Genomic DNA, 20392 nt, shown 5'->3' with positions numbered 1-20392 from the left:
GTTTTAGCTAGTTATTTGAGTACACCGCGCAAGTACACCCCGCTGCGCGGAGCCGGTTGCAGAACCGGTCCGCTGCCTTGCGCGTGTTCCGGCTGATCCGCGCCATGATGTAGGCCGGCTTGGTCCTCACACGGTTTTTGACCCGCACGAAATCGACCTTTTCCCCCGACACCTGCCCGCGGCACGCGGCGGTCTGGCGTTGAAAGGCGGCCTGCGACTTGGCCTTGTTTGTACCCCAGGCGACTTGCACGCCCCATGGCTTGATCGCCGGCTTGGGCGGCGTCAGGCGCAGTTTCGACAGCTTGCGCCCCTGCGCCAGCGCGTAACACGCCTCGCGAAAGCTGCGGTCCGTGTCGAGCCGGAGGTCCAGCGTCTGCGGCGGCGCATCGCGCCAGGTCTCAGCCGTGAGCCCGGTGATGATCTGCACATAGTTGATCGTCTCCCGCGCCAACCCGCCGCCAGTGAGCAGGCCCTGCGCGCGGCGCTCCCCGCCATTGTACCCGACCGCCGCCAACCCCATATTCCCGTAGCGCACCTGCATCTCGCCGAGGTAGGCGGCGGAATGGCCAAGCGCATCGGCGGGATTGTAAGGATCGCGCAGCCCGCGCATGTCGGCTGTCGAACGTATGAACTGAGCAATCCCCATCGCGTTGGCGTGGCTCAAGGCATTGGGATCAAACCGGCTTTCCTGCCAGATGAGCCTGACAAAAAAGTAGGGATCAAGCGCAGCACCGTCCGCAAATTGCTCGATCGCCTGGCATGTGTCGTGCACAAAATGCTGCGGGCGGATGCACTGCACCGGCGCGTGCCGTCCGTCCGAACAATACCCGTATCGGGGATCGGCCAAGCCCATCTGCGCCCAGAGGCACGCCAGGGCTGCCGTCAAAATCAACCGCATGGCTCTGCTCTTTATCATTCTTGGCAATGAGTTTAGGGCAAACCAAGGCGAATATACAGGTGCCCTGCCATGTCTTTTTTCGGCAAGTTGAAAAGCAAGCTATTTAAATCGTCCTCGAAACTGGAGGAGGGGCTGGATGCAATTGTCGAGGAGGCCGGGACCGAGGAGCCTCCAGCGCAGCCCGAATCGCAGAGCGCCGTGCCTGAGGCGCCAGAGCCGGATGAATTGCCCTCGACACCTCCCGCAGAGGTGATCACGCCTCCCGAGCCCGAGCCCGAGCCCGAGCCCGAGCCCGAGCCCGAGCCCGAGCCCGAGCCCGAGCCCGAGCCCGAGCCCGAGCCCGAGCCCGAGCCCGAGCCGGTCACACCGCCCGCACCGCCTCCCGCAACCACCGTTCCGGTCACTCCCATCCCGGTCGCCGCGCGCACGGCAGAGCCGGCACCCGAGGCGAAACCTGGCTTTTTCGGCCGCCTCATGGGACGCGCGCCCGCAGCACCGGTGGTCAAACGCGAGCTCGACGACGACATGCTCGAGGCGCTCGAAGAGCTTTTGATCACCGCCGACATGGGCGTCGACACGGCACTGCGCGTGACCGCCAACATGGCCGAAGGGCGCATGGGCAAGCGCCTGTCGACGGACGAGATCAAGGCGCTCCTCGCCGCCGAAATCGCCCGCATCATGGAGCCGGTTGCCAAACCTCTGCCGCTCTACGCCACCAAACCGCAAGTCGTGCTTGTCGTCGGTGTCAACGGCTCGGGCAAGACCACGACCATCGGCAAACTCGCCAGCCAGTTCCGCGCCGCCGGCAAAAAGGTCGTCATCGCAGCCGGAGACACCTTCCGCGCCGCCGCTGTCGAACAACTGCAAGTCTGGGGAGACCGCGCGGAGGTGCCGGTCCTGACCGCCCCCGAAGGTTCGGACCCCGCCAGCCTCGCCTTCGACGCCATGGCCAAGGCCAAAGCGGACGGCGCCGACCTTCTGATGATTGACACCGCCGGCCGCCTGCAAAACCGTGCCGACCTGATGGAGGAGCTCGCCAAGATCGTGCGCGTCATCCGGAAACAGGACCCGGACGCGCCGCACAACACCCTCCTCGTGCTCGACGCCACAACCGGCCAGAATGCACTCGCGCAGGTCGAGACGTTCCAGAAACTCGCCAACGTGACCGGCCTTGTGATGACCAAGCTCGACGGCACCGCGCGCGGCGGCATCCTCGTGGCCCTCGCGGACAGGTTCGGCCTGCCGATCCACGCTATCGGCGTCGGGGAAAAGATCGACGACCTCGACGCCTTTGACCCCGAAGACTTCGCCGCCGCCCTTACCGGACACGACCTCGGCAAATGAGCAGGCCCGCGTTCTTCTTCTGGCAAGAAATATCCCGGGGGTCTGGGGGCTGGCCCCCAGAACATGACCCATCGCAGAGCTGATCTACGCCATCGAAGGCACCGAAGCCGGCACCCGCGCCGCCCTGATCCTGGCGCTCAGCTCGGCCTTCCTGCACGCACTTTTCGGCGCCCTCCAGAAAGGCCGCCACGACCCTTGGCTCAGCCGCGGCGCCATCGACAGCTGGCTCTTTGTGCTGTCGGCGCCCATCGCGCTCTTCGCCGTGCCCTGGCCGCAAGGCGCGGAGTGGGTCCTGATCTTCGGCGCCCTCGGCATCCACTTTTGTTACAAGGTCGGCATGGCGCTGGCCTACACGCGCGGCGCCTACACCGTCGTCTACCCGGTCGTGCGCGGCACGGGCCCGCTCTTCACGGTGATCGGCGCCTACCTGATCTTCGGCGAGACCTTCACTGGTATGCAGTGGCTCGGCGTCGGCATCCTCCTTGCCGGCATTTTTGGCCTTGCGGCCTACAACCTCGCCACCATCACCGTCGCGCGTGACACGCTGGTGCCCGCGCTTTGGCTCGCGGTTGGCACGGGCGCGCTCGTGGCGGTCTACACCACGTGGGATGCCTACGGTGTGCGCGCGACGCCCAACCCGTTTACGTTCCTGGCGTGGTTCTTCTTCATCACCGCGATCGACTTCCCGATCATCGCCGCCCTCAGATGGCGCCGCGCCCCGGTGCCACTGCCACCTCTGGCGCTCCGCGGCTTCTTCGGCGCACTCATCGCCTACGGCTCCTTCGGCAGCGTGATCCTCGCCACCCGGCTCGACAAGGTGGGCGAGGCTGCGGTTCTGCGGGAGACCTCCACCGTCTTTGCGGCGCTCATCGGTTGGCTGATCCTCGGCGAAACCGTCGGCCCGCGCCGCGCGGCGCTCATGGCGCTCATCGCCCTTGGCGCGGTGGTGGTCGAGTTCGGCGGGTAGGGTGGGCTGCAGCCCACCGCCCTCAGCACCGCGTGCAAACCGCATTGCCCGGCGCCTGCGAAACCGCTAGCACACGCGCATGACCGACACGCCCCCCGCCAAAGAGATCAATCCGTTCCTGCGCCAGGCGCTCGAGCTTGGCCCGCCGATCGCGTTTTTCGTGATCTACCTGCGGCTGCGGGACCAGACCTTCACCTGGGCGGGGACCGAGTACAGCGGCTTCATCGTCGCGACGCTCGCCTTCATCCCGATCATGCTCGTCGCTATGGGCATCCTTTGGAAGCTCACCGGCCAGCTGTCGCGCATCCAGATCTTCACCGCCGTCATGGTCATCTTCTTCGGCGCGCTTACCTGGTGGTTCAACGACGAAAAGTTCTTCAAGATGAAGACAACCATCGTCTACGGCTTCTTCGCGCTACTCCTCGCCATCGGACTGGTGCGGGGAAAATCCTATCTCGCCTACGTGCTCTCGGACGCGCTGCCGCTCACGCCGGAGGGGTGGATGACCCTGACGCGCCGCCTCGCAATCATGTTCCTCGCGCTCGCAGTCACAAACGAGATCATCTGGCGCACGCTCTCGACCGATCTCTGGGTCAAGATCGAGACGTTCGGCTTTCCCATCGCGCTCTTTGCGTTCCTCTGGTGGCAGCTGGTCTCGCTCGGCGCCTTCGAGGAAGACACGCCCGAAAGCTGACCGTCACTTCGGTCCCGGGTCCTTGCGCAAGTCGGCGTGCAGGGCGCGCCCGGCAATGACGCCGGGACGCGCGCTCACCGTGTCGAGCCAGCGCGCCAGGTTCGGCTTGTCTTCGAGCGTCTGCTGCTGTCCCTCCCAAAGCGAGGCCCAGGGCCAGATCGCCATGTCCGCAATCGTGTAGACGCCGCCCGCCACGTATTCGTTCTGCGCCAGACGCGTATCAAGAACGCGGTACAAACGTCCGGTTTCATTGCGGTATCTGTCTTTTGCATACGGAATGTCCTGAGGTGGGTCAGCGCGCGGCGCAAACTTGAGAAAGTGGTGCGCCTGACCCGCCATGGGGCCAAGCCCGCCCATCTGCCACATCAGCCATTCCCAGACGGCGACACGTTCCTGCGGCGTGCGCCCGCCGAATTGATCCGTCTTTTGGGACAGGTAAAGCAGGATCGCCCCCGACTCAAAGACCGAGATCGGCGCGCCGTCCGGCCCGTCCGGGTCCACAATCGCCGGCATCCGGTTGTTGGGCGACAGGCGAAGAAAGTCGGGAGCGAATTGTTCCCCTTGCGAGATGTTCACGAGATGCGTCTCAAAGTCGAGCTGCATCTCATTGAGCGCAATGGAGATTTTCCATCCGTTCGGTGTGGGCCAGTAGTAGAGGTCGATCATCGGGGGGGCTCCTCGTTTGCGCGCAGAGTGCCACAGCCTTGGCGCAGCGCAAGCCGTTGACGCGCCCGCGGCGGCAGAGTATCTGAACTGTGTGGCGATTTGTTACCGGATTGCGGGCCACGTTAAACACACCGCTAAAGAGGTCAGGACGCAAGGACCCCCTTTCGCTTGGCCGATTGGGGGTTTTTCTTTGGGCGTCAGGCCTTTGGAGGGCACAGATGACACGCGCGAAACGCACCGAGATGGTGCATGGCGGCACCCGCCGCAGCCAATATGGCGAGCTGAGCGAGGCGATTTTCCTCACCCAGGGCTTTGTCTACGACAGCGCGGAGGCCGCCGAGGCCCGGTTCATCGAAAGCGGGCCGGACGAGTACATCTATGCCCGCTACGGCAACCCGACGGTCGCCATGTTCGAGGCCCGCATGGCGCTCTGCGAGGGCACCGAGGACGGCTTTGCCACGGCCTCCGGCATGGCGGCGGTCACGGGCGCGCTCATGTCCTGCCTCAAGGCGGGCGATCACGTCGTCTCGGCGCGCGCGCTTTTCGGGTCGTGCCTTTACGTGCTGGAAAACATCCTGACGCGTTATGGCGTTAAGGTCACCTTTGTCGACGGCACGAACCTCGAGGAGTGGGAAAACGCCATCCGGCCAAACACTTCTGCCGTGTTCTTTGAGTCGATTGCTAACCCCGCTCTGGAAGTCATTGATATTAAGTCCGTCTCCGATCTAGCGCATAAAGTTGGTGCAACGGTCATCGTCGACAACGTCTTTGCCACGCCGGTCTATTCCAAGGCCGTCGAACTTGGCGTCGACGTGGTTGTCTACTCGGCCACAAAGCACATCGACGGACAAGGGCGCGCGCTTGGCGGGATCATCCTCGGCACCCGCGACCACATTCGCGGCGTCGTCGAGCCTTACATGAAGCACACCGGCGGCGCGATGAGCCCGTTCACGGCGTGGGTCATGCTCAAGGGGCTCGAGACAATGGACCTGCGCGTGCGCTGCCAGACCGCCAGCGCGGCCCGCATCGCCGACGCTTTGCACGATCATCCCAAACTTGAGCGGATGATCTACCCCGGTCATCCGAGCCATCCCCAGCACGCGCTGACGCAGGCGCAGATGGGGGCGGGCGGGACGATCGTGACGCTCGACATCGCGGGCGGGCAGGCGGGCGCCTTTGCGTTTCTGAACGCGCTTGAAACCGTGCTGATCTCGAACAATCTGGGCGACGCCAAGTCGATCATCACGCACCCCGCGACCACCACCCACCAGCGGCTGAGCGAGGCGCAGCGCGCCGAACTTGGGATCACGCCCGGCCTCGTGCGCCTGTCGGTCGGGATCGAGGATTCGGACGATCTGATCGCAGATTTGACGCGCGCGCTCGATCAGGTGACGCCTGCGGAGTGATCCATCTGCCCGGGCCTCGCGTATCCCTCCTATGGATCGCAAGGCAGACGATGCCTATATGATGCGCACGCCTCATGGGTTGGAGGGCTGAAATGAACATTCACGCAGCAGATATCGAACGGATGCCGGGCCGCGAGGACGCGGATCGGGCCATGTCGACGCTCCGCACATGGGCGCAAACCGCGGATGCGGCCGAGCTTGCTGCGCTCTCGCCCGAGATGCGCGCACTTGTTGCCTCCGTTGCGCCGATGGCGCGCGACTACCCGCAGGAATTCACCGTCGATGCGGCGTACAAGGCCAGCCTGCCCGACCTGCAAAACGGCCCGGCGGCGCTGATCCGGGGCGCGCAGCGTCCGATCCAGCACGTGGGGATTTCCAATTTTCGCCTGCCGATCCGGTACCGGACCAAGGCAGGCGACGCGCTGACGCTGGAAACGAGTGTGACCGGCACCGTCAGCCTCGAGGCGGACAAGAAGGGCATCAACATGTCCCGCATCATGCGGACATTCTACCAGAACGCGGAAAAGACGTTTTCCTTCAACGTGATGGAGGACACGCTTGATGCCTACAAAACAGACCTCGAGAGTTTTGACGCACGCCTGCAGATGAAGTTCTCCTTCCCCATGCAGGTCGAGAGCCTGCGCTCGGGGCTGTCGGGATACCAGTACTACGACATCGCGCTCGAGGTGATCGAGGCGGGCGGGGTGCGCCGCAAGGTCGTGCATCTCGACTACGTCTATTCCTCGACCTGCCCTTGCTCGCTCGAGCTCTCCGAACACGCCCGACGCACCCGCGGCCAGCTCGCGACGCCGCATTCCCAACGGTCCGTCGCGCGCCTGTCGATGGAGATGGTGGGCGATGATTGCCCGTGGTTCGAAGACATCGTCGCGCTCTGCCGCGCCGCGATCCCGACCGAGACGCAAGTGATGGTCAAGCGCGAGGACGAGCAGGCGTTTGCCGAGCTGAACGCCGCGAACCCGATCTTTGTCGAAGACGCGGCACGGCTTTTTGCAGAAGCGCTGCAGCGCGATCCGCGCATCGGTGACTACCGTGTGATCGCCAGCCACCAGGAGAGCCTGCACAGCCACGACGCCGTGTCCGTCCTGACGGAGGGCGCGACCTTCGCCGCCGAAAGCCTCGACCCCGCGCTCTTCAAGTCGCTCTACCACATCGGCTGACCGGCGGTTTAACTGCTTGTCATTTCGGCGCTCTTCGCCCTATGTTGCGCGTATCGGTCGCACGTATTGCGTGTGCCGATATGAGATTCACTGCCATCCGCGCCGGGCCTTCGGCTGCGCAGACGGCATGAGTGTGGCCTCTGACGAGGTCGACCCGCTTGCCCCCAGGCTTTAGGGCCGAGGCACAAAACGGACAGGGTCAAGGGCCACGCGCCCGCCCTGTCGGAGAGAAACGCGATGCACTGCGCGCGACGACCCATCAGAGACGTCGCCCCCTCCTTGGGGGCCAGCCGCGCATCCTTCGCCAAGACAAGTCACCTCACACGCCTTCTCGCGCCGCCCGGCGGCGCACGGCCTGGGCGGTGCAGACGGATACCATGGCAAAAAAGATGCTTATCGATGCCACCCACGCCGAGGAGACGCGTGTGGTGGTCGTGGACGGAAACAAGGTCGAGGAGTTCGATTTTGAATCCGAAAACAAGCGCCAGCTCGCTGGCAATATCTACCTTGCAAAAGTAACGCGCGTCGAGCCGTCGCTGCAGGCGGCGTTTGTCGACTACGGCGGGAACCGGCACGGCTTCCTGGCCTTTTCCGAGATCCATCCCGACTATTACCAAATCCCGGTCGCCGACCGCGAGGCGTTGATGGCCGAAGAGCGCGCCTACGCCGAAGCCATGCGTGCCCGCGAGGAGGAGGAAGAGAAAAAACCACGCCGCCGCCGCCGGTCCTCCAAGGCCGCCGATGTGGCCAATGAGGATGCCGTTGAGCAGGCGGAGGTTGAAGGCGGTGACATCTCCGGGATGGAGACCATCGATCTCACCGAAGAAGACACGGACGCCGCACCCGCAGAGGTTGTGGAGGACGCCACGTCGAACGCTGCGGAAACACCCGTCGAGACGGCACCCAAGCCGGTAGAGGACGAAGCCTCCGAGGCAGACAGCGAGGTGCCCGAGGAGGAGGATGACGCCCCTGCGCTGGCCGCCGAAAAGGACGCCAGCATCGAGGCAGTGGCCGACGACGACGATCACGAGGACATCCGTCCGCCGCGCAAGCCGCGCCCGCGCCGCTACAAGATCCAGGAGGTCATCAAGGTCCGCCAGATCCTCCTCGTGCAAGTCGTCAAGGAAGAGCGCGGCAACAAGGGCGCGGCGCTGACCACCTACCTCTCGCTTGCCGGCCGCTACTGCGTCCTGATGCCCAACACCGCCCGCGGCGGCGGCATCTCGCGCAAGATCACCAACGCAGCCGACCGCAAGAAACTCAAAGAGATCGCAACCTCCATCGAAGTGCCCGAAGGCGCCGGTCTCATCGTGCGCACGGCAGGGGCCAAACGCACCAAGACCGAGATCAAGCGCGACTATGAATACCTGCAGCGCCTCTGGGAGCAAATCCGCGAGCTCACGCTGAAATCCATCGCGCCCGCAAAGATTTACGAGGAAGGGGACCTGATCAAACGGTCCATCCGCGACCTCTATTCGCGCGACATCGACGAGGTCATCGTCGAGGGCGAGAACGGCTACCGGATCGCCAAGGACTTCATGAAGATGATCATGCCGTCCCACGCGAAAAACGTGCAGCAATACACCGACCCGATGCCGCTCTTTGCGCGCTACCAGGTCGAGAGCTACCTGACCTCGATGTTCAACCCGACGGTGCAGCTGAAATCCGGCGGCTACATCGTGATCGGCGTGACCGAGGCGCTTGTGGCGGTCGATGTGAATTCCGGCCGCGCCACCAAGGAAGGCTCGATCGAGGAGACCGCGCTCAAGACCAACCTCGAGGCCGCCGAAGAGGTCGCCCGCCAGCTGCGCCTGCGCGACCTTGCCGGCCTGATCGTCATCGACTTCATCGACATGGACGAGCGCAAGAACAACACGGCGGTCGAAAAGCGGCTCAAGGACAAGCTCAAGACCGACCGCGCACGCATCCAGGTGGGCCGGATTTCCGGCTTTGGCCTGCTCGAGATGTCGCGCCAGCGTCTGCGCCCCGGCATGATCGAGGCCACAACCCAAGCGTGTCCGCACTGTCACGGCACCGGCCTCATCCGCTCCGACGACAGTCTCGGCCTGTCGCTCCTGCGCCAGATCGAGGAGGAGGGCGTCCGCCGCCGATCCCGCGAGGTGCTGGTCAAGGCGCCCGTCGGCATCGCCAATTACCTGATGAACCAAAAGCGCGAGCACATCGCGCAGATCGAGGCGCGCTACGGCCTCTCGGTCCGGGTCGAGGGTGATCCGATGCTGGTCTCGCCCGACCATTCGATCGAAAAGTTCAAGACCGCAACGCGCGTCGTGCCCGAGCCCTCCGCTCCGGTCGTGTCGGTCGACATGTCCATGTTCGACACGCCCGAGGAAGAGGCTGAAGACGTCTCCACGGAGGCGGCAACGCCTGAGGCCGACGACGAAACCAAGCCCAAGAAGCGCCGTCGCCGGCGTCGCCGTCGGGGCAAAGGGGGCGGCAGCGACGCAGCTTCCGAAGACAGCCCGGCAACCGAGGACGAAAGTCCTGCCGAGGCGGCCTCCCAGGAGGCCGATGAGGCACCCGCAGAGACCCCATCAGAGGCCGAAGGCGAGGCTGAAAAGCCCAAGCGCCGCCGCAGGTCGAAAGCCAAAGCAGAGCCGGTCGAGGACGCCGAACAGGTCGAAACTGCAGCGGCCGACGCCGAGCCTGCGCTAGAGGAAAAACCCAAGCGCAAACGCGCGCCGCGCAAGAAAAAGGCTGATGCTGAGACGGTGCTCGAAGCAAGCGACGAGGCACAACCAGAAGGCGAAGAGGCCTCAGCGACTCAAGACGCGCCCGCGCCCGAGGAAAAGCCCAAGCGCAAGCGTGCCCCGCGCAAGAAAAAGGTCGACGTCGAGGCTGAGGCAGCAGTCCCAGCCGAAGCTCCAACCGAGACGGCTGCCGCCGATGACGTGTTAACCGCCGAGCTGGAACCCGCGCCGGAACCAAAGCCCGACGTCCAGGCCGATCTGACGCCCGCGCCGGACCAAACGCCGGAGCCAGACCTGATGCCGGAACCGGTCCCCGAACCAGTTGCCGAACCAGCGCCCGCTCCGGCCCCGGAAGAGCCGGCCAAGCCCAAGCGGCGCGGCTGGTGGTCGCGAAAATAAGCCGGCCCTAGACCCGATCGATCAGATACGCCGCGCACCCTGTGAGCGCGGCGTAATCGTCTTCGACGACATGCACGGCGAATTGGCGCATGTAGTCGGAAAAACGCCCCTTGGCCCGGAACGCATCCGCAAAGCCCAGATCGTTCAGCTGCGGCGTGAACGCACGCGCCATCCCGCCGACGATATAGACCCCGCCGAACGGCAATTGGATCAGCGCGAGCGAGCCGGCGAGCCCGCCCAAAAGCTCGGCAAAGGTCTGCGCCGCGACCACGGCCTGCGGGTCCCCCGCGGCGAGCCGCTCCATCACCGCCGGCGCGTCAGCCTCGGGTGTGTTCGGCACGCCCGCCCGGTCGCAAGCCCAGGCGTAAAGATGCGCAACCCCGCGCCCGGACAGCGCCTCTTCGGCGGCAGCAAACCCATGGCGCGCGGCGAGCCATGCGCCGAGCTCGAAATGCGCGCGCGTGGCAATCGGCAGGTCGATATGGCCCGTCTCCGACGCCGGCACAAAGACCCGGCCCGCGTGCGGAAGAGCCACGGCCGAGTTGAGCCCGGTCCCGACGCCCAGCACCAGCCGCGGTGCCGTCTCCGGCCCCTCGGGCGCCTCGATCAGCGTCGTCAGATTGCCCGCCTCGATAAACGGAAGCGCATGACCCTGCGCCTGCAAGTCATTGAGAACGGACGCCTTCTCACACCCCGTAGCCTCCGAAATCCCGTCCGGCGTGACGTGCCACGCGAGGTTCGTCAGCTTCACCCCACCGTCCTGCAGAGGCCCTGCGGCGGCGGCAGCAGCAGCATCCGGTTTGGCACCGTTCTCGGCCAGGTAGGCGCGCAAGACGTCCTCGAGCCCTGCGTGGTCGCGGTTGCGGAACCGGCGGATCGAAGCGGTGTCGACCAACGTGCCACGCGCAAGCCCGACGCGGGTGTTGGTGCCGCCCACATCGGCAACAAGGAACAGGAGGTCACCCATGGTGCAATCCTTTCAGACGGTCGGGTCCAATTTCAGGCAAGCGCGGCTTTCAGCGCGCGATAAGACGCTTTGGGGGTGCGCTGCAAGGTCTCGAAATCCACATGCACGAGGCCGAACCGCATTTCGTACCCCTTGGCCCACTCGTAATTGTCCATAAGCGACCAGACGACGTAGCCGCTCAGCGGCACACCTTTGGCAATCGCCTCCCGCACCGCGCTCAGATGTGCGTCAAGGTAAGCGATCCGGTCCGTATCCTCGAACGGCTCTGCGCTCGCGCAGCCGTTTTCCGTGACATAGAGAGGCAGGTCCCCGGTGTAGTCCTCTGCCGTGCGCACAAGGAAATCGTGCAGGCCCTGCGGGTAGATCTCCCAGCCCATTTGCGTCTTCGGCAAAGGCCCTTCGACCTCCTTCAGCGCAGGCCAGGGACCCGGGTCAGGCGCGATCACCTTGCGCGTGTAGTAGTTCAGTCCGCACCAATCGAGCCTTTGGCCGATCAGCGCGAAATCGTCCTGCCATCCGGTTGGCAGGTGTGGCTCGAACGCCTCCAGCACGCGGCGCGGGTAGGTGCCCTTAAAGACACCGTCGAGAAAGAAGCGGTTGTAGATCGCGTCATAGCGCGCCGCCGCCTCCACCGCTTCGGGCGTGTTATCCGAAGGCGTCGCCCATTCAAAGTTGAAGACCGCACCGAGGTTCTGCATCCCCAGCCCGCGCATCACCTCCGTCGCCATACCGTGGGCGACCAGCACGTGGTGCATCGCCCGGGCGGTGGCGCGGATGTCGCGCATGCCCGGCGCGTGCTCGCCCAGAAAGTGGCTGAGGTACCCCACACACCACGGCTCGTTGATCGGCGCGACCGAGTGCATGCGGTCCCCGATCCGGCCCATGATGACACTGGCAAAGTCCGCAAAACGCGCCGGCGTCTCCCGGTTACGCCACCCGCCAATGTCGGCAAGTGTCTGCGGCAGCTCCCAGTGATAAAGCGTCGCCATCGGTTTCAGCCCGCGCGCAAGCATCGCGTCGGTCAGCCGGTCGTAAAAGTCGAGCCCCTCGGGGTTCACGGTCTCGCCATCCGGCATCACCCGCGCCCAGGAGGTCGAAAACCGGTAGGCGTCAAAGCCGGCGGCGGCGATCAGGTCCAGGTCCTCTTCATACCGGTGGTAGTGATCGCAGGCGCGCGCGCCGTCCTCGCCGCGCACCACGTTGCCGGGGGTTGCGGCAAAGCTGTCCCAGTGCGTTTGTCCCGCACCGCCAAAGGCGTGGCCTTCGATCTGGTAGGCAGAAGTGGCGGTCCCAAAGAGAAAACCGTCAGGGAAATCCGAGCGAGAGTGGGTGAGCATAGAGGTCTTTCGTAAGTCTAGGTGAGGCGCTGTCGCGCGCTAGGCGTGCGGGCAGGGACCGGTGGACCGGCCCAGGATCAACTCGGCTTCGAGCAGCTTGGTTTCCGGGGCGGCGCCCGGCTGGGCGATCCGGGCGAGCAGCATCTCGGCCACGCGCCGGCCTGCGTCACGCACGGACGAGCGGGTCGCGGTAAATATCGGCACGTTCTGACCGGCTGGCGCACCATCGAGCGGGACGTCCTGGCCGTTCCGCAGGTAACTCAGATCGTCGTCATGGGTGATGATCGACACGTCGCGCCCCAGCGTCAGCCCCGCATCCTCGACCGCGCGGCGCGCGCCGATGGCGAGCATGATCGAGGCGGTCAGGACGGCCGTCGGCGGGGAGGGCAGGGCGAGCATCCGGCGCATTGCGTGATGTCCGTTGATCTCCGTCATCTCGGCCGAGGACATGAGGGCCGGATCGACCTGCAGACCCGCGCCTTCAAGCGCGCGCAGATAGCCGAGGCGCCGGCGGTGGGCAAAGTCCATGAATTCGAGCCCGTTGATCAGCCCGATCCGCCTGTGGCGCAGGTCGATCAGGAATTGCGCGGCGCGAAAAAAGGCGCGGGTGTTGTCCACGTCGAGCCAGGCGTAGGGCGCGACGACGTCCGAGGCGCGCCCGTGCACAACAAAGGGCAGGCCAAGCGTTCCGAGCAGATCGATTCGCGGATCCTGCATGCGCGGTCCGTGTACGATGATCCCATCGACCGAGCGCTTGGCGGCGATCTTGTGATAGGCGGCCTCTTCATCGCCGTCCGGGACCAGCGTCAGGTGCAGGTCGTAATTGGCGCCCGCGTAGACCTCGCCAGCGCCGGCGATGAAATCGCCAAAGACCGGGTTCACCATCTCGTGCTGTGCACTCAGCGGCAGAACATGCCCGATGGCCTGCGCGCGTCCCATCGCCAGCCCGCGCGCGCGGGCGTTCGGAGAATAGCCGTGCTTTTCGGCAGCATTCTGAACGCGTTCGCGGGTGCGCTCGCTGACTTCGGGATAGCCGTTCAGCGCGCGGCTGACTGTCGTCTGCGACAGGCCAAGGTGATCGGAAAGTTGTTTGAGGTTCATCGTCGGGTCAAAGCGCTTTCAAGTTGCCTCGCTTTAGAGCAGGTCTGACACCGCATTCAAAGTGTATTTCGGATCGGACAGAGTGTGTACGCCACGATTTACAGTGGTTTTGCCCCGAATTCCGCGCCTTTCATTTTCTGCCTGAACTTGCGGCAGTCTGCCCGCAAAGCTGGTTGACGTTTGGAAATGAGGCCGTAGTTTGGGAAAAGTTTGAAAGCGCTTTGGTCAGATTCGAGGCGCTTTTATCCACAGGCCGAAAAGGCCCGAAGAGGTGGGCCCGTCGAGGCCAAACTGGGAGGAACACCACTTGAAACACCTTATGTTCACCGCCGCCACGGCAGCGCTTGTCGCAGGCTCCGCGCAGGCGGAGACGATCACGGTTGCCGGCCCCTGGCTGAGCCCCGAGGCCGAGATCGTGAACGAGATCTTCGACATGTTCGAGGAAAAGACGGGCCACACCGTGACTTACGTCGGCTCGGACAGCTTCGAGCAGCAGATCATCGTGGACGCCGAAGCCGGCTCTGCGCCGAACCTCGCCGTCTTCCCGCAGCCGGGTCTGGCCGCCGACATGGCGTCGCGCGGTCTGCTGACGCCGCTCAAGCCCGAAGTCGCGGACTGGGTGAAAGAGAATTACGCCGCTGGTCAGTCCTGGGTCGACCTGGGCACCTACGCCAACGAAGACGGCGAAGACCAGCACTACGGCATGTTCTTCCGCGTCGACCTCAAGTCGCTCGTGTGGTTCGTGCCGGAGAACTTCGAGGATGCCGGTTACGAGATCCCCGAGACCATGGAAGAGCTGAAGGCGCTCACCGACCAGATCGTCGCCGATGGCGAGACGCCCTGGTGCATCGGTCTGGGGTCCGGCGCCGCGACCGGCTGGCCGGCCACGGACTGGGTTGAGGACCTGATGCTGCGCACGCAGCCCCCGTCGGTCTATGACCAGTGGGTCGCCAACGAGATCCCGTTCGACGATCCGGCCGTTGTCGCCGCGATCGAAGAGTTCGGCACCTTTGCCCGCAACGACGACTACGTCGCAGGCGGCTCGGGCGCGGTCGGCACCACCGACTTCCGCGACTCTCCCAAGGGTCTCTTCGACAGCCCGCCGCAGTGCTACATGCACCGCCAGGCGTCGTTCATCCCGGCCTTCTTCCCGGAAGGCACCGAGATCGGCGTCGACGCAGACTTCTTCTACTTCCCGGCGTTTGCTGAAAAAGACCTCGGCAGCCCGGTGCTGGGTGCCGGCACGCTCTTTGCGATCACCAATGAGAGCGAGGCGACGCATGAGCTGGTTGAGTTCCTGCAGGACCCGGCCGCGCACGAGCTGTGGATGTCCCGTGGCGGGTTCCTGACGCCGCACAAGGGCGTCGACACCTCCAAGTTCGTGGACGACACGAGCCGCCGGATGAACGACATCCTGCTGGGCGCCACCACCTTCCGCTTTGACGGCTCCGACCTGATGCCGGGCGGTGTGGGCGCAGGTTCCTTCTGGACGGGTATGGTCGACTATGCCGGTGGCGCGGACGCCGCCGAGGTCGCGGGTGCGATCCAGGACAGCTGGGACTCGCTCAAGTAAGCGGTCCCGACAAAGGCGCGGCTCCGCACATCGTGCGTGAGCCGCGCCCTCGCTGTGGCCTGCAGGAGGAGGCAGGCCGCAGCCCATAATCCCACAACATATTCGGGGAGGAGACGCGGATGCATCCAGCGCTCTTAGGCCTTATGACCATCGTGATCGGTGTTGGCGGTTGCGTGGGCTATTTCTGGGCATCCAACTTGTTCGTCGACAAGGTGCTGTACCCGCCCACCGGCCCGAATGCGGGTCGGAACATCAACCGGGCAAACATGATCCGCCCGTGGCTTTTCCTCTTTCCCGCGATCTTTGCGCTGAGCCTCTACCTTGGCTACCCGGTGGTCGAGACGCTGCGTCTGTCACTCATGGACCGTGTGCCCGGCGGGTACGAGTTCGTCGGCCTCGACAACTACGCGCAGATGTTCGGCGAGCCGAAGTTCTGGGAGGCGCTGCGCAACAACATGCTGTGGCTGATCGTGGTGCCGGCGGCCTCCACCGCGTTTGGCCTTCTGGCCGCGCAGCTGACCGACCGGATCAGCTGGGGCGCGCTGGCCAAGGCGCTGATCTTCATGCCGATGGCGATCTCGTTCGTGGGCGCCGCGGTGATCTGGAAGCTGGTCTACGACACCCGCCCTATCGAGGCCGAGCAGATCGGCATTCTCAACGCCATCATCGTGGCGGCGGGCGGCGAGCCGAAGACGTTCCTGACGATCCCGTTCTGGAACAACTTTCTGCTGATGATCGTGCTTATCTGGATCCAGACCGGCTTTGCCATGGTGATCCTGAGCGCCGCCCTGCGCGGCATCCCCGAGGAGACGGTCGAGGCGGCCATCGTGGATGGGGCAAACCCCTTCCAGGTGTTCTTCAAGATCAAAGTGCCGCAGATCATGGGCACCATCGTGGTGGTCTGGACGACCATCACCATCGTCGTGCTCAAGGTGTTCGACATCGTGTTCGCGATGACCAACGGCCAGTGGGAGACGCAGGTGCTGGCCAACTACATGTTCGACAAGCTCTTCCGCGCCAATGACTGGGGCGTGGGCTCGGCCTCGGCCATGGTCATCATGCTGCTGGTGACGCCGATCCTCGTCTGGAACGTCCACAACGCCCGCAAGGAGATGAAGTGATGGCCCGCGAACCAAAGGGAGCAAATCATGGATAATATTGCAGGTACAAAGTCCTCCCTGACCTGGGCGGTGCACATCTCGGTGGCCGTTCTGGTGTTCCTCTGGCTCTTCCCGACCGTGGGTCTGTTGGTGTCGTCGTTCCGCACGGCCGACCAGATCGCGGCCTCGGGCTGGTGGAAGGCGCCGATCGCCTCCGAACAGAACCTCGTCGAGCGCGCGCAGGGTCCCGACGCGCAGGTGCAGGAGGGCAACCTCTGGGTGATCGAAGGCAACGTGCTCGAAGACGCCGGCAAAGAGGGCGCGGAGATCTCCCGCTGGGGTGTCAGCTCGCGCGACATCTCGGCCTATGCGGCCGGCGAGACCGGGGAGTTTCGTTCCGGTGAGAGCATCACCATCGCGGCAGACGGCGCTTACCGCATCACCTCCACCGAGGAGATGTCCGGCTCCCGCGGCAAGCGCCTCTTTGTGACGGCGACGGTGGCGCCCGAGTTCACGCTCGACAACTACCGTACGGTGCTCTTCTCCGAAGGCTCGACCGACAGCATGGCCAAGGCGTTCTTCAACACCTTTACGGTCACGATCCCGGCGACGGTCATCCCGATCCTCGTGGCGGCCTTTGCGGCTTATGCGCTGGCGTGGATGGAATTCCCGGGCAGGGCGCTCCTGGTCGCGGCGGTCGTGGCGCTGCTGGTGGTGCCATTGCAACTGGCGTTGATCCCGCTCCTGCAGCTGCACAACAACATCGGCATCGGCAAGGGCTACCTGGGGGTGTGGCTTGCGCACACCGGCTTTGGCATGCCGCTCGCGATTTACCTCTTGCGCAACTACATGGTGGGCCTTCCCAAGGACATCATCGAGAACGCGCGGGTGGATGGCGCCACCGAGTTCCAGATCTTTACCAAGATCATCCTGCCGCTCAGCTTCCCCGCGCTGGCCTCGTTCGCGATCTTCCAGTTCCTCTGGACCTGGAACGACCTCTTGGTGGCCAAGGTGTTCCTGATCGACGCCTCCGGCGAGACCACGGTGATGACCAACCAGATCGTCGAGCTGCTCGGCACGCGCGGCGGCAACTGGGAAATCCTGGCAACGGCGGCATTCGTGTCGATCGCGGTGCCGCTGCTCGTCTTCTTCTCGATGCAGAAATACCTGGTGCGCGGCATGCTGGCCGGTTCGGTGAAGTAAGGACAGACGCATGAGTTTTCTCGACCCACACACGCAGCCTGCGATCCACGCTGGCGCCACCGACAAGGATTGGTGGCGCGGCGCGGTGATCTACCAGATCTACCCACGCAGCTTTCAGGACAGCAACAACGATGGCATCGGCGATCTCGCCGGGATCATCAACCGCCTGCCGCATATCGCCAACCTCGGCGCGGATGCGATCTGGATCTCGCCGTTCTTCCGCTCCCCGATGAAGGATTTTGGCTATGACGTCAGCGACTACCGCGACGTCGATCCGATGTTCGGCACGCTGGGCGATTTCGACGCGCTGATCGCCCGGGCACACGAGCTGGACCTCAAGGTGATGATCGACCTGGTGCTGTCGCACACCTCGGACGAGCATCCCTGGTTCCGCGAGAGCCGCGCGAGCGCCGACAACCCCAAGTCCGACTGGTACGTCTGGGCGGATGCGCAGCCTGACGGCTCGCCGCCGAATAATTGGCTGTCGATCTTTGGCGGCTCGGCCTGGGAATGGGACGGGGAGCGGATGCAGTACTACCTGCACAACTTCCTCTCCGAGCAGCCGGACCTCAACCTGCACAACCCCGAAGTGCAGGACGAGCTCTTGTCGGTGGTCAAGTTCTGGCTCGACCGCGGCGTCGATGGCTTCCGCCTCGACACGATCAACTTCTACTTCCACGACCAGGAGCTGCGCGCGAACCCGGCGCTGAAGCCCGAGGATCGCAATGACACCATCGCGCCTTCGGTGAACCCCTACAACTGGCAGAATCACCTCTACGACAAGAACCGGCCCGAGAACCTCGCGTTCCTCAAACGGTTCCGCGCTTTGCTTGACGAGTACCCGGCGGCCACCGCCGTGGGCGAGGTGGGTGACGCGCAAAGGGGGATGGAGATCCAGGCAGAATACACCTCCGGCGGCGACAAGGTGCACATGTGCTACGACTTCGCCTTTCTTTCCTCGACCCCGCCCACCGGCAGCCGGATCGGGCAGGTCCTGACCAAGTTCGAAGAGACTGTCGGCGACGGCTGGGCGTGCTGGGCGTTTTCCAACCACGACGTCATGCGCCACGCCTCGCGCTGGAACATGGGCGAGCCGGCGCAGCGCCTTTACGCGGCGATCCTGATGAGCCTGCGCGGCTCGGTCTGCCTCTACCAGGGTGAGGAGCTGGGTCTGACCGAGGCGTACGTCGCCTTCGAGGACTTGCAGGACCCCTACGGCAAGCAGTTCTGGCCCAAGTTCAAAGGCCGGGACGGCTGCCGCACGCCGATGGTCTGGACGCGCGACAACCGCAATGGCGGGTTCACCGATGGCAAGCCCTGGCTGCCCGTCGCGGTCGAACACCTCGACAAGGCGGCCGGTGTGCAGGAGGGCGACGAGGGCTCGCACCTAAACTTCTACCGCCGGTTCCTCGCGTTCCGCCGCGAGCACCCGGCACTGGTCAAAGGCGCGATGGACATCATCCGCGCCGACGACGACATGCTGATTTTCGTGCGCCAACACGCGGGCGACCGCGTGCTCTGCGCCTTCAACCTCAGCAACAAGTCGCAGCCGGTCGACTGGCCCGAAGGCCGCTGGCAGATCGCGCAAGGCGCTCCGTTCGAGCGCCCCGACGACGGGCGCACCGCACTACTCGGCCCGTGGCAGGCCGTCTTCGCCACAGATGCAGATACCAACGAAGGGGAGGATGCCTGATGGCCAATCTCAAGCTCACCAATGTCGACAAGACATATGGCGGCACGGTCAACGTGCTCAAGGACATCAACCTCGACATCGAGCAGGGCGAACTGGTGGTGTTCGTCGGCCCCTCGGGCTGCGGCAAGTCCACGCTCTTGCGCATGATCGCGGGGCTCGAAAAGATCACCGGCGGGGAGCTCGAAATCGACGGCCAGCTGGTCAACGACGTCCCGCCCTCGCAGCGCGGCATCGCGATGGTGTTCCAGTCCTACGCGCTTTACCCGCACATGACAGTGCGCGAAAACATGTCCTTCGCGCTCAAGATCGCCAAGAAACCGCAGGCCGAGATCGACGCCGCCATCGAAAAAGCCGCGCGCATCCTGCAGCTCGACCAGTACCTCGACCGCCTGCCCAAGGCTTTGTCGGGTGGTCAGCGTCAGCGTGTGGCCATCGGCCGGTCCATCGTGCGCGACCCCAAGGTCTACCTCTTTGACGAGCCACTCTCGAACCTCGACGCCGCGTTGCGCGTCGCCACCCGGATCGAGATCGCGCAGCTCAAGGAGGCCATGCCAGACTCGACGATGATCTACGTCACCCACGACCAGGTGGAGGCGATGACGCTTGCCACCCGCATTGTCGTGCTCGCCAACAAGGGCATCGCGCAGGTCGGCACGCCGCTCGAGCTCTACGAAACACCCAACAGCGAGTTCGTCGCGCAGTTCATCGGCTCCCCGTCCATGAACCTGCTCTCGGGCGAGGTCATCCAGACCGGCGCGCAGACCACGGTCAAGCTCGACGGTGGCGGCACTGCCGTGTCGGATGTGGCCACGCAGAGCTCCGACATGGGGCTCAAGGTCAACATCGGCGTGCGTCCCGAGGACCTCGTCGAGGCCACCGGCACGCCGCTTTACACCGGCACCGTCGCCATCACCGAAGCTCTGGGCGAGGTCACCTTGCTCTACTTCGGCCAGGCGGGCGCGGATGCACAGATGGTCGCCAAGCTGCCCGGCATCCACGGCGATCTGCGCCACAAGGAGGTCTCGCTCTCGGCGGACCCGTCCAAGGTGCATATTTTCCACAACGGCCAGTCTTTGCTCTACCGCTGAGCCATCAAGGCTTGGCGCGGGGACCTGCGCCAGCCTAACCTGCCTGCAAAAGTCCAAAAGAGACGAGCAG

The 20392-nt window shown here is 64.6% G+C and carries 16 protein-coding genes and 1 riboswitch; of the genes, 11 read left to right on the top strand and 5 right to left on the bottom strand.

Going from position 1 to position 20392, the window contains the following annotated elements:
- Positions 1–7 precede the first annotated feature (7 nt).
- The gene (locus ACU0B3_RS03845; RefSeq protein WP_446259483.1) at positions 8–898 is read right to left on the bottom strand and encodes a lytic transglycosylase domain-containing protein; all 891 of its coding nucleotides are present in this window, start codon (positions 896–898) and stop codon (positions 8–10) included.
- 69 nt (positions 899–967) lie between these two features.
- Here ACU0B3_RS03845 and ftsY point away from each other — a divergent pair, with 69 nt between their 5' ends.
- The 3 genes from ftsY (at position 968) to ACU0B3_RS03830 (ending at position 3903) form a co-directional block, all read left to right on the top strand.
- Complete coding sequence (ftsY, locus tag ACU0B3_RS03840; RefSeq protein ID WP_446259482.1) at positions 968–2242, top strand: signal recognition particle-docking protein FtsY; 1275 nt, start codon at positions 968–970, stop codon at positions 2240–2242.
- A 70-nt stretch (positions 2243–2312) separates the two neighbouring features.
- The gene (locus ACU0B3_RS03835) at positions 2313–3209 is read left to right on the top strand and encodes an EamA family transporter (protein ID WP_446259578.1); all 897 of its coding nucleotides are present in this window, start codon (positions 2313–2315) and stop codon (positions 3207–3209) included.
- A 79-nt stretch (positions 3210–3288) separates the two neighbouring features.
- Positions 3289–3903 carry an inner membrane-spanning protein YciB gene (locus ACU0B3_RS03830; protein WP_446259481.1) on the top strand — a complete coding sequence of 205 codons (615 nt, stop codon included), beginning with the start codon at positions 3289–3291 and terminating at the stop codon, positions 3901–3903.
- Positions 3904–3906: 3 nt separating this feature from the next.
- Here the strand turns inward: ACU0B3_RS03830 and ACU0B3_RS03825 are convergent, their stop codons facing one another.
- Positions 3907–4569: a glutathione S-transferase N-terminal domain-containing protein gene (locus ACU0B3_RS03825; protein WP_446259480.1), complete on the bottom strand. Its 663-nt coding sequence runs from the start codon at positions 4567–4569 to the stop codon at positions 3907–3909.
- 81 nt (positions 4570–4650) lie between these two features.
- Positions 4651–4728, top strand: a riboswitch (SAM riboswitch).
- Positions 4729–4787: 59 nt separating this feature from the next.
- Between ACU0B3_RS03825 and metZ the strand changes: the two genes are divergently transcribed.
- The 3 genes from metZ (at position 4788) to ACU0B3_RS03810 (ending at position 10260) form a co-directional block, all read left to right on the top strand.
- Entirely contained in the window at positions 4788–5975 is a 1188-nt protein-coding gene (metZ, locus tag ACU0B3_RS03820; RefSeq protein ID WP_446259479.1) for an O-succinylhomoserine sulfhydrylase, read from the top strand.
- Positions 5976–6067: 92 nt separating this feature from the next.
- A complete protein-coding gene (gene folE2 / locus ACU0B3_RS03815) occupies positions 6068–7153 on the top strand; it encodes a GTP cyclohydrolase FolE2 (protein ID WP_446259478.1) in 1086 nt (361 codons plus the stop codon).
- Positions 7154–7530: 377 nt separating this feature from the next.
- Complete coding sequence (locus ACU0B3_RS03810; protein WP_446259477.1) at positions 7531–10260, top strand: ribonuclease E/G; 2730 nt, start codon at positions 7531–7533, stop codon at positions 10258–10260.
- Positions 10261–10267: 7 nt separating this feature from the next.
- Here the strand turns inward: ACU0B3_RS03810 and ACU0B3_RS03805 are convergent, their stop codons facing one another.
- The 3 genes from ACU0B3_RS03805 to ACU0B3_RS03795 are packed head-to-tail and all read right to left on the bottom strand — an operon-like array spanning position 10268 to position 13665.
- Positions 10268–11227, bottom strand: coding sequence for a glucokinase (locus ACU0B3_RS03805; protein WP_446259476.1), 960 nt, complete (start codon positions 11225–11227; stop codon positions 10268–10270).
- A 32-nt stretch (positions 11228–11259) separates the two neighbouring features.
- The gene (locus ACU0B3_RS03800) at positions 11260–12564 is read right to left on the bottom strand and encodes a GH1 family beta-glucosidase (protein ID WP_446259475.1); all 1305 of its coding nucleotides are present in this window, start codon (positions 12562–12564) and stop codon (positions 11260–11262) included.
- 39 nt (positions 12565–12603) lie between these two features.
- A complete protein-coding gene (locus ACU0B3_RS03795) occupies positions 12604–13665 on the bottom strand; it encodes a substrate-binding domain-containing protein (protein WP_446259474.1) in 1062 nt (353 codons plus the stop codon).
- Between the two features lie 319 nt (positions 13666–13984).
- On the opposite strand from ACU0B3_RS03795, the gene ACU0B3_RS03790 reads away from it, so the two are divergent.
- The 5 genes from ACU0B3_RS03790 to ACU0B3_RS03770 all read left to right on the top strand — a co-directional run bounded on the left by ACU0B3_RS03790 (position 13985) and on the right by ACU0B3_RS03770 (position 20322).
- On the top strand, positions 13985–15238 hold the full coding sequence (locus tag ACU0B3_RS03790; protein ID WP_446259577.1) for an ABC transporter substrate-binding protein: 1254 nt from the start codon (positions 13985–13987) through the stop codon (positions 15236–15238).
- 119 nt (positions 15239–15357) lie between these two features.
- Positions 15358–16359 carry a carbohydrate ABC transporter permease gene (locus tag ACU0B3_RS03785; protein ID WP_446259473.1) on the top strand — a complete coding sequence of 334 codons (1002 nt, stop codon included), beginning with the start codon at positions 15358–15360 and terminating at the stop codon, positions 16357–16359.
- 27 nt (positions 16360–16386) lie between these two features.
- Positions 16387–17541 carry a carbohydrate ABC transporter permease gene (locus ACU0B3_RS03780; protein WP_446259472.1) on the top strand — a complete coding sequence of 385 codons (1155 nt, stop codon included), beginning with the start codon at positions 16387–16389 and terminating at the stop codon, positions 17539–17541.
- A gap of 10 nt (positions 17542–17551) precedes the next feature.
- Positions 17552–19234 (top strand): beta-galactosidase BglA, encoded by a 1683-nt coding sequence (bglA, locus tag ACU0B3_RS03775; RefSeq protein ID WP_446259471.1) that lies wholly within the window; start codon positions 17552–17554, stop codon positions 19232–19234.
- Entirely contained in the window at positions 19234–20322 is a 1089-nt protein-coding gene (locus tag ACU0B3_RS03770; RefSeq protein WP_446259470.1) for an ABC transporter ATP-binding protein, read from the top strand. The genes bglA and ACU0B3_RS03770 overlap by 1 nt, the downstream gene beginning before the upstream one ends.
- Positions 20323–20392 lie beyond the last annotated feature (70 nt).

The organism is Pseudaestuariivita sp. (genome assembly GCF_052825805.1).
This window is presented reverse-complemented; position numbering and strand designations above follow the sequence as displayed.